At 67.0% G+C, this 15,259-nt stretch carries 10 protein-coding genes; 7 read left to right on the top strand and 3 right to left on the bottom strand.

Annotated elements, in window-relative coordinates; translation table 11 throughout:
• The first annotated feature begins 78 nt into the window (after positions 1 to 78).
• The 3 genes from QW868_RS10140 (at position 79) to QW868_RS10130 (ending at position 3,016) form a co-directional block, all read left to right on the top strand.
• Complete coding sequence (locus QW868_RS10140) at positions 79 to 1,212, top strand: ABC transporter permease (protein ID WP_315739128.1); 1,134 nt, start codon at positions 79 to 81, stop codon at positions 1,210 to 1,212.
• A 1-nt stretch (position 1,213) separates the two neighbouring features.
• On the top strand, positions 1,214 to 1,984 hold the full coding sequence (locus QW868_RS10135) for an ABC transporter ATP-binding protein (RefSeq protein WP_315738822.1): 771 nt from the start codon (positions 1,214 to 1,216) through the stop codon (positions 1,982 to 1,984).
• Between the two features lie 156 nt (positions 1,985 to 2,140).
• On the top strand, positions 2,141 to 3,016 hold the full coding sequence (locus tag QW868_RS10130; protein ID WP_315738821.1) for an MlaD family protein: 876 nt from the start codon (positions 2,141 to 2,143) through the stop codon (positions 3,014 to 3,016).
• 286 nt (positions 3,017 to 3,302) lie between these two features.
• Here QW868_RS10130 and QW868_RS10125 read toward each other — a convergent pair whose 3' ends face one another.
• Positions 3,303 to 8,915 carry a methyl-accepting chemotaxis protein gene (locus QW868_RS10125; RefSeq protein WP_316230462.1) on the bottom strand — a complete coding sequence of 1,871 codons (5,613 nt, stop codon included), beginning with the start codon at positions 8,913 to 8,915 and terminating at the stop codon, positions 3,303 to 3,305.
• A gap of 384 nt (positions 8,916 to 9,299) precedes the next feature.
• Here QW868_RS10125 and QW868_RS10120 point away from each other — a divergent pair, with 384 nt between their 5' ends.
• Positions 9,300 to 9,674, top strand: a complete 375-nt coding sequence (locus QW868_RS10120; protein WP_316230461.1) for an Hpt domain-containing protein — start codon at positions 9,300 to 9,302, stop codon at positions 9,672 to 9,674.
• An 83-nt stretch (positions 9,675 to 9,757) separates the two neighbouring features.
• Complete coding sequence (locus QW868_RS10115) at positions 9,758 to 10,078, top strand: 2Fe-2S iron-sulfur cluster-binding protein (RefSeq protein WP_315707114.1); 321 nt, start codon at positions 9,758 to 9,760, stop codon at positions 10,076 to 10,078.
• A 50-nt stretch (positions 10,079 to 10,128) separates the two neighbouring features.
• Here the strand turns inward: QW868_RS10115 and QW868_RS10110 are convergent, their stop codons facing one another.
• Positions 10,129 to 10,593: a thioesterase family protein gene (locus QW868_RS10110; RefSeq protein ID WP_315738818.1), complete on the bottom strand. Its 465-nt coding sequence runs from the start codon at positions 10,591 to 10,593 to the stop codon at positions 10,129 to 10,131.
• A 174-nt stretch (positions 10,594 to 10,767) separates the two neighbouring features.
• Between QW868_RS10110 and QW868_RS10105 the strand changes: the two genes are divergently transcribed.
• Entirely contained in the window at positions 10,768 to 11,796 is a 1,029-nt protein-coding gene (locus QW868_RS10105) for an NAD(P)/FAD-dependent oxidoreductase (protein WP_316230460.1), read from the top strand.
• A gap of 171 nt (positions 11,797 to 11,967) precedes the next feature.
• Positions 11,968 to 12,579, top strand: a complete 612-nt coding sequence (locus QW868_RS10100; protein WP_315798873.1) for a DUF2147 domain-containing protein — start codon at positions 11,968 to 11,970, stop codon at positions 12,577 to 12,579.
• A 668-nt stretch (positions 12,580 to 13,247) separates the two neighbouring features.
• On the opposite strand, the gene QW868_RS10095 is transcribed toward QW868_RS10100, so the two are convergent.
• Positions 13,248 to 15,194 (bottom strand): hypothetical protein, encoded by a 1,947-nt coding sequence (locus tag QW868_RS10095; RefSeq protein WP_316230459.1) that lies wholly within the window; start codon positions 15,192 to 15,194, stop codon positions 13,248 to 13,250.
• Positions 15,195 to 15,259 lie beyond the last annotated feature (65 nt).

Genomic DNA, 15,259 nt, shown 5'->3' with positions numbered 1-15,259 from the left:
TCTCCGGCAAGGTGGTAGCGACGCGGTGGGATTTTTCTCGTCAAGGAGCGGACGTCCGAGGCTCCGAGGATGGCCGTCGTGAAGGGCGGCCCTGATTTGCAGCGCAGTGGCGATGGCAACGCGCTGTCGCTGCGCGCGACCGGCGCTTGGACTGCGCCCTTTGCGCCGTCGCTCGAACGGCTTGTCGCCGATGCCGAAAAGCTCGCCGGCAAGAAGATCGATGTCTCGATCGACGTCTCCCAGGTGTCCAAGCTCGACACGTTCGGCGCCTGGCTGATCGAGCGGCTGCGCCGCAGCTTCACGACCGGAACCGTCGAGGTCCGGATCGATGGGCTCTCTGCGAACTACGCCAGCCTGGTCGACGAGGTTCGCCGCGTCAGCACCGCGCCCAATGGCGACGCGACGATGGTGACCATCACCGGCATGCTCGGCCAGATCGGCCTCAGTGTCGCCGGCATCTTCGGCACGGTCGCCGCGCTGATCGACATGCTCGGCGCCGTGATCGTCGCCAGCGGCCGGGTGCTCGTCCATCCCCGCAGCTTCCGGCTGACCTCGACCATCCATCATCTCGAGCAGGTGTGCTGGCGCGCGGTGCCGATCATCGTGCTGATCACCTTCCTGATCGGCTGCATCATCGCCCAGCAGGGCATCTTCCATTTCCGCAGGTTCGGCGCCGACATCTTCGTGGTCGACATGCTCGGCGTGCTGGTGCTGCGCGAGATCGGCGTGCTGCTTGTGGCGATCATGATCGCCGGCCGCTCGGGCAGCGCCTACACGGCCGAGCTCGGCTCGATGAAGATGCGCGAGGAGATCGATGCGCTGCGCACCATGGGCTTCGATCCGATCGAGGTCCTGATCCTGCCGCGCATGCTCGCGCTGGTGATCGCGCTGCCGATCCTGGCCTTCCTCGGCGACATCGCCGCGCTCTATGGCGGCGGGCTGGTGGCGTGGTTCTATGGCGGCGTCGATCCCGAGGCCTTCCTGCTGCGCCTGCGCGATGCGATCTCGATCGATCATTTCACGGTCGGGCTGCTCAAGGCGCCGGTGATGGCGGCGGTGATCGGGATCGTCGCCTGCGTCGAAGGACTGGCCGTGCAGGGCAGCGCCGAGTCGCTGGGGCGCCACACCACCTCATCGGTGGTGAAGGGTATCTTCTTCGTCATCGTGATGGACGGCGTGTTCGCGATCTTCTTCGCCGCGGTCGGGATGTGACATGACGCAGGAGATGTCCGATCCGATCATCCGCGTGCGTGACGTCACCGTGCAGTTCGGCAAGACGCGCGTGCTCGACGGGCTCGACCTCGACGTCAAGCGCGGCGAGATCCTGGGCTTCGTCGGTCCCTCCGGTGCGGGCAAGTCGGTGCTGACGCGCACCATCATCGGCCTGGTGCCCAAGCTGTCGGGCAATATCGAGGTGTTCGGCGTCGATCTCGACGCCGCCGATCGTGCCGGCCGCCGCGCCGTCGAGCGGCGCTGGGGCGTGCTGTTCCAGCAGGGCGCCTTGTTCTCCTCGCTCACGGTGCGGCAGAACATCCAGTTCCCGGTCCGGGAATATCTCAAGGTCTCGCAGCGTCTGCTCGACGAGATCATGGTCGCCAAGCTGGTGATGGTCGGATTGCGGCCCGATGTTGCTGATCGTTTCCCGAGCGAGCTGTCGGGGGGCATGATCAAGCGCGTCGCGCTGGCCCGCGCGCTCGCGCTCGATCCGGAGCTGGTGTTCCTCGATGAGCCGACCTCGGGGCTCGACCCGATCGGCGCCGGCGATTTCGACGAGCTTGTCCGTACCCTGCAGCGCACTTTGGGACTGACCGTTTTCATGGTAACCCATGATCTCGACAGCCTGTATACGGCGTGCGACCGCATCGCCGTGCTGGGCAACGGCAAGATTATCGCTGCGGGATCGATGGCCGACATGCAGGCCTCGGAACATCCGTGGCTCCGGCAGTATTTCCACGGCAAGCGTGCACGGGCCGTGATGGGTTAGTGCGTAGCGCCCCTCGGGGCGATTATTTTTGTGAGCGGGAGTGGGGACTCCTGCGACATAGCTGATGGGGTGGGTGCCGCAGTCCGGCGCCAACCGAGAGCGCATGGGAGCGGCGGCTGGGATCTCCGCTGCGACGTGCCGGTACCGGAGTTGGTAATGGAAACGCGGGCGAATTACGTCCTGATCGGATCGTTCACGCTGGCAGTGATTGCCGCGGCGGTCGGGTTTGTCCTCTGGTTTCAGAGCCTGCACACGACCAAGCAGCGCAGCCCGCTGCGGGTCGTGTTCGAGGGGCCGGCCGCGGGTCTGCGCAACGGCGGCAGCGTCAACTTCAATGGTATCCGGGTCGGTGAGGTCATCTCGGTCAAGCTCGACAATCCGCGCCGCGTCGTGGCGCTGGCGATGGTCGAGAACAACGCGCCGATCCGCAAGGACACCCTGGTCGGGCTCGAGTTCCAGGGACTGACCGGCGTCGCCGCGATCTCGCTCAAGGGCGGCGAGGAGGCTGCGCCGCCGCCGCCGCTCGACGAGGATGGCGTGCCGGTGCTGCGTGCCGATCCGACCCGGCTGCAGGACGTGACCGAAGCGATCCGCGCCACCCTGCAGAACATCAACAAGGTGGTCGCCGACAACCAGGACGCCGTGAAGAACTCGATCAAGAACCTCGAGGTCTTCACCCAGTCGCTGGCCCGCAATTCCGAGCGCATCGATGGCGTCATGAGCCGTGTCGACGGCATCATGGGCAAGGCCGATACCCTGATGCTCGGTCTCAACACGCTGGCCGGCGGCAAGGATGGCGGCGAGCTGTTCCTGACGGTGAAATCGATCCGCGAGCTCGCCGAGGATCTGGACAAGCGCTCCGGCGCGCTGATGGCCGATGGACGGCGCACGCTGTCCGACATCAGCCGCGCCGTGAACAATTTCGATCGCAATCCGACCCGGGTCCTGTTCGGGGCCAGCAACGCCAGCCCGAGCAACGCCCAGGCCTCGCAGCCCGCGCCCGCACCGCCGGCGGCGACGGGACGGCGGTGACGCGAGCGAGTTGCGAATAGGGAGTAGCGAATAGGGGCGCGCGGCAGCGGACTGCGCTCCATCGCTGTCGCTATCCACCGCTGCTGGCTGGCTACGGAGCACGTCGCACACCGTTGTGCCGGCGATGCGGGGCCCGAACGGCCAAAGCCGAAAGCGCCTTCATTGCATCTCCAAACGCGAAGCGGAGGCCTCGTGGCCTCCGCTTGTTCTTCTTGTCGCAGCGCTGGTTCTACTGAACTCTTCGCTACTCGCTACTCGCTACTCGCTACTCGCCCATTCGCTCCCATCACGCCAGCCGGCCGGCGGCGTGGGCGAGCAGGGTGTAGACCAGCCCGGTCTCCGAGGTGAGCTGGGCGCGCAGCGCCTGCGGGTTGCGGTCGTCGCGGGCGACCTCGTCGAGCAGCCGTTCGAACTCGGTGATGTAGCGGTCCACCGTCTGCTTGAAGGTGCGGTCGGCGCGGTACTTGCGGGCGACCTCGTCGAATGCCTTCTGACCGGCCGGGGTGTAGAGACGCTTGGAGAACGCCTTGGTCTCGCCGCGCTGGTAACGGTCCCACATCTCGGCCGCGAGATTGCGGTCCATCAGCCGTGCGATGTCGAGCGACAGCGACTCCAGCGGATTGCCCGGCTGCTGCTGGGCCGGTCCGCGGCCGCGCGGCGCTGTCTGGCCGGCGGTGCTGTTGTCGGCCCGGTTGAGCAGGTCGGACAGCCAGTTGTCGCTGCGCTGATCGGCGACCGGACCCATCGGCGGCGCCTCGACCCGGCGCGGCTGCGGCGGCGGGGCCGGCGGCTGCATGCCGAGATCCGGCGGCGGCAGGTTGGCGACGCTGGTCGCAGCCGGCTCGCGCAGGCGCATGTCCGGCCGGCCGCCGACGGCTGCGGCGACGATCGGCTCTTCCTGACGGGTCACGGCTGCGGGAGCGGCGACCGCGGCGGGACGCGACGCGCTGACCACGTCGAGGCCGCGGCCGTGATGCGCGACGATCCGGTTGAGCTCGGCCAGCGCCTCGATCTGGTCGACGATGACCTTGCGCATCTGCGCCGTGCTCTCGGCGGCCTCCTGCGGCATCTCCAGCACGCCGCGGCGCAGCTCGTTGCGCGTCGCCTCGAGCTCGCGATGCATCTCGGCGGTCATCTGCTTCATGCTCGACACCAGCGTGGCGAACTTCTCCGCCGACTGCTTGAACATCGCATCGGCTTCCTGCGTGCTCTGCTGGTAGATCTCCTGCATCTGCGACGTGGTGAGGCGGCGTTCCTCCTCGGCGTTGGCGCGGATGGCTTCGAACTGCCGGCTGAGCGCGGTCGAGCCGGCCCCCGCCGTTTCCGCCACGACCCGGGCGATGTCGCGGGCGCGCTCCTCGGCGGCCGCCAAGGACTCGTCGAGCAGGGTGGTGAAGCGCGTCAGACGCTGGTCGAGATCGGCGGTGCGCAGATCGATGGTGGTGACCAGCGATTCCAGCGTCGTCTTGCGATCCGAGATCGAGACGGTCGCATCGCGGTTGCTCTGCTCGACAATGGCCGCCGCCTCGATCAGCGCCTTGCCATGCGCGTCGAACTGGCCGGACAGCGAGTTGAGATCCTCCAGCGCCCGCGACGTCTTGGAGTTGAACACGTTGAGCTGGTCCTCGAGCGTCTGCGTCGCGGTGCCGTTGCGTGCGGTGACGTCGTTCATCGCGGTGACGAAGTCGGCCACCCGGGTGACCAGCGCCCGCTCCAGCGAGTTGAGGTTGTCGTGGGCGCCGGTCAGGACCTCCTGCAGCAGGATGTTGCCCTCGCGCAGACGTTCGAACAGCGCGACCGTGTCGGTGCGCAGGATCTTGCTCGTCTCCTGCATCTCGGTGACCGCAGCCACCGAGACCTGGCGCGACTGCTCGATCGCCGCGCGCGAGGCCTGCTCCAGCTCCTTGAGCGACTTGGTGATCGCGGTGGTCGCGAGCTCGCCCGCGGAGGTAATGGTGCGGGCGACCTCGGAGCCGTTGCCATTGACGCTCTGGGCGAAGTTCTGGCCGCGGACCTCGATCGCCTTCAGCGCATCGGTGGTGACGCGATCGATCTCGATCGTGAGCTGGTTGGTCTTCGAGTTCAGCGTCTCGACCAGCGTGCCGCGCTTGCCGTCGAGCATCTGCGACAGTCGCTCGCTCTGCTGCTGCACATAGGTGACGATCTCGTCGGTCTTGCCGGTCATGGCCGAGCCGAACGAGTTGCCGGCGGCAAGCACCGAGCGCTCGATCTCGGTCGAGGTCGATTTGACCCGCGTGGAGACCTCGTTGGAGGCGGCGACGAGTGCGCTCTGCGCATTGAGCGCGCTGCTCTGGATCGCGTCGGTGGTGTTCGCCGCGACGGAATTGATGACGCGCTCGATCTCCGACGACATCGCCTTGAGCTGGCCCGCGGTGTCGGTGGAGGTGGCCGTCAGCAGGTTCTGTGCTTCGCGCGCGCCGCCGACGATCACCGCGACCGTCTCGGTCGTGGTCGTGGTCAGCACCGCCTGGGCTTCGCGTGCGCTGCCGACCAGGGTGGCCGCGGTGTCGGCCGACGTGGCGGTCAGCGACATCTGCGCCTGGCGCGCGCTGTTGAGGATCGAGGCCGCGGTATCGGCGCCGACAGACGACAGCGTCCGCTCGACATCGACGGCCAGCGACTTGACGTGCTCGGTTGCTTCCGTCGAGGCGGTGACGAGCTTCGTCTGGACGTCGCGGGCGCTGTCGACGATCGCTGCGGCCGTGCTGGTTCCGACCGCGGCGAGCGTACGCTCGACGTCGGCTGCCAGCGACTTGACGTGATTGGCCGCTTCGGACGACGCGCTGATCAGCGTGGTCTGCGCTTCCCGGGCGCCGCCGGTGATCGCTTCCGCGGTCGTGGTTCCTGCGATCGACAGCGAGCGCTGGACGTCGACGGTCAGCGCCTTGACCTGTTCGGCCGCTTCGCTCGATGCCGCGAGCAGGGCATGCTGGGCATCGCGAGCACTCGCCGTGATGGCTTCGGCGGTTCCCGTCCCGGCACTGGTCAGCGAGCGCTGCACATCGGCTGCGAGCGACTTCACGTGCTCGGCCGCGTTGGAGGAGGCGGACACCAGCGTGTTCTGAACCTCGCGCGCACCGGCGAGGATCGAGGCTGCCGTGGCCGAGCCTGCGGCCGTCAGCGCCTGCTCGACGTCGACGGCGAGCGACTTGACGTGGGTGGCGGCATCGGAGGAGGCGGACACCAGCGTGTTCTGGGCCTCGCGCGCACCGGCGAGGATCGAGGCTGCGGTGGTCGAGCCTGCCGCCGTGAGCGTGCGCTCGACGTCGGCCGACAGCGACTTGATCTGGTCGGCGGTCTCGCCGGAGGCCGCGACCAGCGTGGCCTGGGCCTCGCGCGCACTGGTCAGGACGGCCTCGGCCGCGCCGCTGCCCGCGTTCGACAGGGCGCGCTCGACCTCGGCGGACGTGTTCTTCAACTGCGAGCCGACGTCGGTCGAGACGTTGAGCAGCGCCTGCTGTGCCGAGCGGGCCCCGGTCTGGATGGTCTCGCTGGTGTTGACCACGAGATTGGTCAGCGCCCGCTCCGCGTCTTCCACGTGCGACTTGATGCTGGCGGACAGCAGCTCGGCGCGGGTCATCAGCTCGTCGCTCGCCTGACGGCCGCTGCTCTCGATGCGGCCGGCCACGGCCTCGACGCGCGAGCCGAGCAGGTCTTCGAACTGCGAGACGCGCTGGTCGATGTCCTTGGCGATCGAGCCGACGCGGGTCTCGATGCCCTGATGGATGTCCTGGAAGCGCGCGGTGACGGCTTCGGTCAGCTCGTAGCTGCGGCCGTCGATGATGTTCGACAGGCTGTGGATGCGCTGATCGATCGCTTCGAGCGCCTTGTCGGTGCCGTCGGTCAGCGAGGAGGTCAGAATGTTGAGGCGGGAATCGATCGACTGGATCGCCTGGGCCGAGCCATCGGTCAGCGAGGAGGTCAGCACGGTCAGCCGCGAGTCGATCGCGTGCAGCACCTGGGCAGCGCCGTCGGTCAGCGAGTTGGACAGAGTGCCGAGGCGGCCTTCGATCGTCGAAGTGACCGAGGTCGCGCGGTTGTCGAAGTTCTCCTCGAGCGACTTGAGGCGGCCCTCGACGCTGTCGTCGAAGGTCTTGATCTTCGCATCGAGCGAGGTGTCGAGGGTGGTGATGCGGGCCTGCAGATTGGTCTCGAACTGGTTCAGCCGCTGATCCAGCGTCGCCGTGATCTCACCGCTGTTGGACGACAGCCGCGTATCGAACGTATCGACATAGGACTTGAGATTGTCGGAGATTTCCTGGGTCCGCTGGCCCATGCGCTCGACGATCTCGCCGCCATAGGTCTTCACCGTGCGGTCGAACTCGGTGATGTGCCGGGTGATCAGCGCGCCCAGCGTCGAGCTGTCGCGTGCGAAGCGCTCGGCGAGCTCGGTGCCCTGGTTCTTCACCAGCTCGTCGAAGGCACTGATCTGGATCGACAGCGTGTCGTGGGTGCTCTCGGTCTGGCTGACGACCTTGGCGACCAGCGAATTGACAGTCGCATCGAGCGACTCGCTCGCCTTCTCGCCTGACGTGACGATGTGGCCGGACATGCGCTGGCTCGCCTCGTCGATCTTGGTCACGAGATCGCCGCTGCGCAGCTCGAGCTCCAGCAGGAGGGACTCGCCGGACGCCTTGAGCTGGTCGTGAACCTGCTCGGTTCGCACCGAGATGCCGTCGACGATGGCCGCCGTGCGCTGCTCGAACTCGCTGGTGATGCGGTCGATGCGCTCGTTCAGCATCTCGTGGACTCGGTCCGACAGGTCGGCGAACTCGTCGTGGACGTGGCCGGTCTTGAAATTGAGGCTGGTGGTGAGCCGCTCCGAGGCGTCGAGCACGGCGCGGGTGGTCTCGGCGCTGGCCTCTTCGAGCCGGTCGAGCAGATCGCCGCCGCGCTCGCCGAGCGCGAGGATCATGTTGTCGCCGGCGTTGCCGAGCGCGGCCGTGATGTGGGCGCCGCGCTCTTCCAGCGCGCCGGTGATGCTCTTGGCGACCTCGTCGACGCGCGAGGCGATCGCGTCCGAGATCAGCGCGATGTCGTGGCGAAGGTCGATCTGCACGCCGGAGATGGCGCTGCGGACCTGCTCGGCCTGGCCGACGAGGTTGTCGCGCTGATGGGCGATGTCCTGGAGCAGGGCGCGGATGCGCACCTCGTTGTCGCTGTAGGCGCGCTCGAGCGCCGCGACCTCGTTGGCGACCAGCATCTCGAGCTCGCCTGCGCGCGCGATCGCGCGCTCGACGCCGTCGCCCATCGCCGCGACCTCGCGGCGGATGGCCTGGCCGACGGTCACGATGGAATCGCTGACGGCGCCTTCCGGCTCGGAGAAGCGGATCGCGACCTGCGCCATCGACTGCGCGATCATGCGCAGCTCCTGGCCGCGCCAGGCGAGACTGGCCAGGAAGTAAAACAGCAGTACGGGTGCGAAGAACACCGCGGCGAGACCGGCGAGCACCAGCACGCCGCCGCTCTGGCCGATCAGGGCCTGCAAAGCGGGCAGGAAACCGATGGTCAGCAGGACGCAGCCGACGATCCAGATGCCTGCAAAGGCGGTTGCCAGCGTGTAGACGCCGCGTGACGGGCGGCCCTTCTGGATCGCCTGCAGCAACTGGCCGATGGTCTCGCGGTCGTCATTGGCCGGGCGGCGCGCGGCGAGCGGCGGCGGCTCGATCTCGTCAAGGCTGCTGCGGTCGATGCCCGGACGCGAGTCGAACGAATCCAGACTGGACACGCCGTTCGGCATGACGGGCGGGGCCCCCTCGGCGTGGACCGAGCTCTCCGAGTCCGTGGGCGCGGACGAATCGCTGATGTTCAAAGCCTCCTGAATGGCGGACAGCGCAACTTCAGTCGGGTCTTTGACCTTTTTCGGAGTGTTCGCCATGTTGAGTCCGAGCCCTCGTCTTAATTTCGATCCGGCGAGCCGCGTACGAGTGCCCTCTCGCAACGCTCGAACCGGACGTCATCCCTCGCAGGCACCAGGGGTGGCAAATTCCGCCAGGTGACCCACTCCATCCGGGCATCATCCTATTGGCAGTGCCTGTTGAAAGAAATGGCCGTGGTTAAGAGATTCTTAATCATCGTTAACAGCACCCGCCGTTAACACTTTAGAAGTTCTGCGAATTCCCGTTTCTGCCGCGATTGGGGCAGAGCCGGGCCCAAATCGCGGCAAACCCGCGGCAATTGGGCCGGTAACAATGCATTAACCATTGTCGTGCTTGACTTACCACAGGCGCGCGCGGCGCGCCCGCCGGACCGGATTGCCGCCATGATTCCCGACCTTTCACGGATCGAATGGATGCCCTCGCCCCCGCTGGTTCCCGACGACGGGCCGATCAGCCTGGACCTGCTGCGACGGATGACCCTCGGCGACAGCGCGCTCGAGCGCGAGGTGCTCGCCATGTTTGCGGACCAGGCTGTCCGCCTGCTGGAGCGGTTGCAGGTGATGCCCAAGGATGCGGCCACCGTCGCCCACACGCTGAAGGGCTCGGCCCGCGCCGTCGGCGCGCTCGATGTCGCCGACGCGGCGGAAGGGCTCGAAGCGGCGCTGCGGGCGGGCGACCCGGCCGATGCGCTGGCCTGGCTGGGCACGGCGATCGCGCAGGCCCGCGCGGCGATTTCGGAGATGCTCGGCGCGGCCTGAGCGGCCGGCGGCAGCACTAGCGCGGAGCGGAGCGGTCCGTTATAGGACAGCCCGACCTCATTCCCTGCGCAGCACGAGCACACATGGCCAAGATCACCTTTGTCGACCATACCGGCGAATCCAGAACCGTTGAGATCGAGAACGGCGCGACCGTGATGGAAGCGGCGATCCGCAACGCCATTCCCGGCATCGAGGCCGAATGTGGCGGCGCCTGTGCCTGCGCGACCTGCCATGTCTATGTCGACGAAGCCTGGCGCGAGAAGGTCGGCCCGCCGACCCCGATGGAAGAGGACATGCTCGATTTCGGCTACGATGTCCGGCCGAATTCCCGTCTCTCCTGCCAGATCAAGGTCTCCGACGAGCTCGACGGCCTCGTCGTCTCCACCCCCGAGCGTCAGGCCTGACCGTTCGCCTCGCGTCCTCATCGCCGCGCCCCCGGTGATCGCCGCCAGGCCTATGCCGGCAGCGCGATCGTCACGCCGCGGCGGACCCAGGGCTGGAGCGCAGCAATGAGCTTCGGTGTCAGCGGCGCCGGCTTGCGCGTCGCTTCGTCGATCAGAACCATGACCGCGGTGGCCGACGCCACGCAGCGCCCGTCCGAGAATACGACCTGCTCGCAGGTCACCGACGTGCGCCCCAGCCTCACGACCCCCAGTCCCAGCTCGATCATGCCCGGCCAGCGCAGCTCGGCCCGGAAATGCATGTCGAGCCGCACCATGATCCAGGCCAGCCCCTCTTGTCCGAGGCCATGGCGCGGGTCCTTCATCAAGGTCACCCGGCCGGTCTCGAAATAGGTCGCATAGACCGCATTGTTGACGTGCTGGTTGGGATCGAGGTCGCCGAAGCGGACATTGTCCGTCAGCCGATAGGGAAAGTCCTCCAGGCGTGGCGCGTGGTCGCGGCGGGCCGTCTCTGTCACCGATTGATCTCCATCATTCATGTCCCCTTCAAACCCGGCTAAGCCCACCGCTGCAAGCCGCGCGCGAGCGAGGGGCGGCTTTTGTGCCTTCCCTGCGACCACCCCGTTGGCTACAAATTCGGAACCGCCATCTGCCGCCATCCGTCGAGCGGCGCCTCCAACGAGAAGAGCGACATGAGCGAAGCGATCAAGACCGATGTGCTGATCATTGGCGCGGGCCCCTGCGGACTGTTTGCCGTGTTTGAATTGGGGCTGCTCGACATCAAGGCGCACCTGATCGACATCCTCGATAAGGTCGGCGGCCAATGCGCCGAGCTGTATCCGGAGAAGCCGATCTACGACATTCCCGGCGTGCCGATGGTGACGGGGCAGGGCCTCACTGAGCAGCTGATGGAGCAGATCAAGCCGTTCAGCCCGACCTTCCATCTCGGCGAGATGGTCGAGAAGGTCGAGAAGATCGGCGATCCCGGTTTTCGCATCACCACCGACGCCGGCAAGGTGTTCGAGTGCAAGGTCGTGGTGATCGCGGCCGGCGGCGGCTCGTTCCAGCCGAAGCGTCCGCCGGTGCCGGGCATCGAGGCATACGAAGGCACCTCGGTGTTTTATGCCGTGCGCAAGATGGAGCAGTTCCGCGACAAGAATGTCGTCATCGTCGGCGGCGGCGATTCCGCGCTCGACTGGACTCTCAATCTGCATCCCCTCGCCAAGCGCATCACGCTGGTGCATCGGCGCGACGATTTCCGCGCGGCGCCGCACAGCGTCGAGCAGATGCGCGCGCTCGTGGCGAGCGGCAAGATGGATCTGCGCATCGGTCAGGTGACGGCGCTCGAAGGTGCGAACGGTCAGCTTTCCGCGGCCACCATCAAGGGCAACGACAATGCGGTCGAGACCGTGCCGTGCGAGATGATGCTGCCGTTCTTCGGCCTGACGATGAAGCTCGGCCCCGTTGCCGAGTGGGGCCTCGCGCTCGAGCACAATCTCATTCCGGTCGAGACCTCGGCGTTCGAGACCTCGGTGCCCGGCATCTTCGCGATCGGCGACATCAATACCTATCCCGGCAAGATCAAGCTGATCCTGTGCGGCTTCCACGAGGGTGCGCTGATGGCGCAGAAGGCGCACCGCTACGTGTATCCGGAGAAGCGGCTGGTGTTCCAGTACACGACGTCGTCGTCGAGCCTGCAGAAGAAGCTCGGCGTCAACTAATTGCTCGGAAGCGTGGAACCCGGCGCCGCCGGACCAACTCAAATGTGAAGAAATGTTTCCTGCGCGTGCCGGTTTCACCGGCGCGCCAGACCTGTTATGGGCTGGAACGATGCACGAAACGGCCGTACTGTGCGGCCATTCATTTTGTGACTTGGTCAAGGTGAGATGATGATGCGCAATGCGTTTCCCCGATTTCGGCTGGCGCCTGGTGTGACGAAGCTCGCGATCGGCGCGCTCGTCGTTGCCGGTGCTCTGCTGACGCGGCCTGCGCTCGCGGCTGAGCCGACCGCGGCCGGTCTGTGGCAGAAGGTCGAGGATGGCAGGCCCGTCGGCTGGTTCCTCTTCATCGACCACGACGGCGTGTTCGAGGGCGTGATCGCCAAGACGTTTCCGCGCCCCGGCGACAATCCGAACGAGGTCTGTTCGAAGTGCAGCGATGACCGCAAGAATGCGCCGGTGCTCGGCATCTCCTTCGTGCGCGACATGAAGCGCGAGGGCCTGAAATACGAAGGCGGCAACGTGCTCAATCCTCGCGACGGCAACATCTGGAAGGCCAATATGCGGGTCAGTCCGGACGGGCAGACGCTGATCCTGCACGGCTATCTCGGCATCTCGCTGTTTGGCAAGGACGAGACCTGGACCCGTCTTCCAGATACCAACATGGCCCAGATCGACCCCGCGATCCTCGCCAAATATCTGCCGGCCCAGGCGACCACGGCAACCGGCCCCGCGACCAAGCAGGCGCCGCCGCCGATGATGAAGAAGCCGGCGCCGACTAAGTAGTTCGCCGCCGAACTGCAGCTTGGTGGTCGTTGTTAAGCGACACACCATCGTGATCTCGCGGCGCATGGCGTCCGAGTTTTCAAGCTGAACGCGACCCTCTCGAGCGAGAGGGCGCAGGGAATGCCGGGTGAGGGCCTCACCCATGGCCCGCCTGCTAAAAAAAAAGCAGGCGGCAGGAACCACAGGTAAAGCCGATCAACCGGCATTCCCTGCGCGATGTTTGACGGCTTATACGTCCTCTCCCCGGGGACCGGCTGTCTTGCCCCCGTCACGAGCGGATCATCACCAACGCTCGCTTGGCATCAGCATCGGGATGCCAGGACCCTACGACTTCACCGTGCGCCGCCGCTCGTTCGTCGGCATGATCGGATCACGCTGCGACCGGTGGCGCCCACCGCGTCCCGCACTCCACGTTCGTGACGACCGCGAACCGCCCCTCTCATGAGCACGGGATGCGCTCATCAGAGCATGATTTCTGGAAAAAAGAAACAGGAAATTTTGTCACGAGGCGGCCGGACGCAGTCATCGACCTGGAATGGCGGGCGAATTTCGTCCTTTTGCGGCAGGCCGTTTCGGCGCAATCGACGGACTCCGCTCGCGACCGAGACGCAACGTCGAGCCGACGGGCGACTCGGTGCATCGGCGGTGAGCCGATCGTTGGCCGCGCGCTACTGCCGCACGACTCCCGCTGGCGGCAGCGGCTGGCTCGTGACGTTGGGCTCGGCCGCATCGAGGTTGAGCACCTCTGCTGCGGCCGGAAACGCGGCATCGGCCATGGCGGCGTGGCCCTCGGCGGTCGGATGCACGGCGCCGCCATAGACGGCCGAGAGCACGCCCCAGCTCGCATCGTGGATGTCGGAAGGCTGCATCGCCGCGGGCAGCCCTTGCGGATAGGTCATCGCCGAGAAGTAGCTGTCATTGGCGTCGCGGATCCAGCGCGCGCGCGGCAAATAGGGGCGATATTCGCTGGCGCCGCGGCCGCACAGCAGCGGCTCGTTGGCGGCGCTGACGATGTTCGGATCGAAGCTGGCGCCGTCGGCCGAAAAGCATTCGCGGTCGAACGGCGGATCCTGCGTCGAGCGGGCGCAGAAGCCGTGATCGGCAAACGCGGCCTGATGAGCATCGACGAAGGTCATGCGGTCGGCCTGCGGATCGCGGCACAGAACTCCCGCGGTGCATTGCGCCAGCCCGCGCAGCGACGGCAGGAACTCGTTCTCGACGAAGCCCGCGACCTTGGCGAGCCGCTGCGGATTGGCATTGAACGACGGATGGACCTCGAAGCCGGCCGGGCCGCCCGGGCAGGGCGTGCCGGCACGGCTCAGCGCCGGATTGCCGTAGGAGGTGTAGATGACGTGCGAGAGGTCGCCGACCAGCGGCTTCAGCGCCTCGCGCAGCTTGGCAAAGCCCTGCGGCAGGTCGCTCGCCAGCTCGCTGCGCGATTCCTCCACCGAGCCGATCACGCCGGAGCGCTTGAACAGGGTGCGCTCGGTCGGCGTGTCGACGATGACGTCGGCGACGAGGCCGGAGAAGTTGATGTCGTTGGCGCCGATCGACAGCAGAATCAGGTCGAGCTTGCGGTCCGGCTGGCGGCGCTTGGCCGCGGTCAGCGCCTCGCGGAGCTCGCCGAGCTGGCCGTTGACGCCGCCGGCGCAGGTCGCGACCGAGCGGCCGGGCGTGCATTCGCGCGCGCGCTGGCTGCCGAACAGGCCGTCGGCGATGGTGGCGCCGGTGCAGGCGAGCGGCAGGTAGGTGACCGCGACGTGCGGATAGCGCACCGCGAGCGCCAGCGCCGTGCGGGTCTGGTAGCTATAGAGCGAGCGGTGGCAGGCAGCGTTGAGCCAGACCGCGCTGTATTTCTGCCAGTTCTGTAGCGTGTCCGGCGCCTCGCAGGCGCGGCCGCCTTTGAAGCCGGCCCGGCTCGGCCGATAATATTGCGCGGTCGGGCCGCCGAGATAGGAGCGGAAGCAGAAGCCGTCGTCGGCGAGCGCGATCGGGCGGTCCGGATTGCCCTCGCCGGAGGCGATGCTGTCGCCGAGGCCGGCGATCAGGACGTCACGGACCTGGATTCCGGTCGAGACCTGCCGCGTGCCTTCGGGACTCGCGACATCGACGGATGCCACGGTCTGGCGGCCGTAGCGGACGCGCAAATTGACCGGCTCGGCGCAGTCGAAGGTCGAGGTCTGCGGCCCGTCGCCGTCGTCGAACGACCAGGCGCAGGTGGCGCCGACCGGCACCGGGCCGGTCAGGCGCACGGTGACCGGATGGTCGATGGGTGTGAGATAGCTTTCCTTGACGTTGTCGCGCGTGCACGGCTCGTTGACGCGGCCGGCGAGGTCGATGCAGAGCCGGTTGACGACGTTGCGCGCCCAGCCGCGGCCGTCGCTCTGCACTCCCAGCGCCTGCTCGGCGGCGAGGATGGAGCGGTCGCGCGTGCTCTCGGTATGCAGCAGGAAGTCGCGCTCCTCGCGGAAGAGACGGAAGCGGTTGCGCACCTCCCAGCTGATCTGCAGCGGCGCTGCGCCGAACTGCGCGGCCGCCTCGGTGGCGGCGAGAGGGGCGAGCAGGCCGGCCAGGACGCAGGCGGCGAGCAGCGGACGAGGGGGCATTCGGGTCATGCGCAAGGATTCACGTCAGCGATGGGGCGGAAATAAGAGGACCGCACGCGAGTTCAACCGGTCGA

Source organism: Bradyrhizobium sp. SZCCHNR1051 (assembly GCF_032489615.1).
Classification (GTDB): Bacteria; Pseudomonadota; Alphaproteobacteria; order Rhizobiales; family Xanthobacteraceae; genus Bradyrhizobium.
Note: the sequence above shows the minus strand (reverse complement) of the source record. Positions and strands in the feature narration are given on the sequence as shown.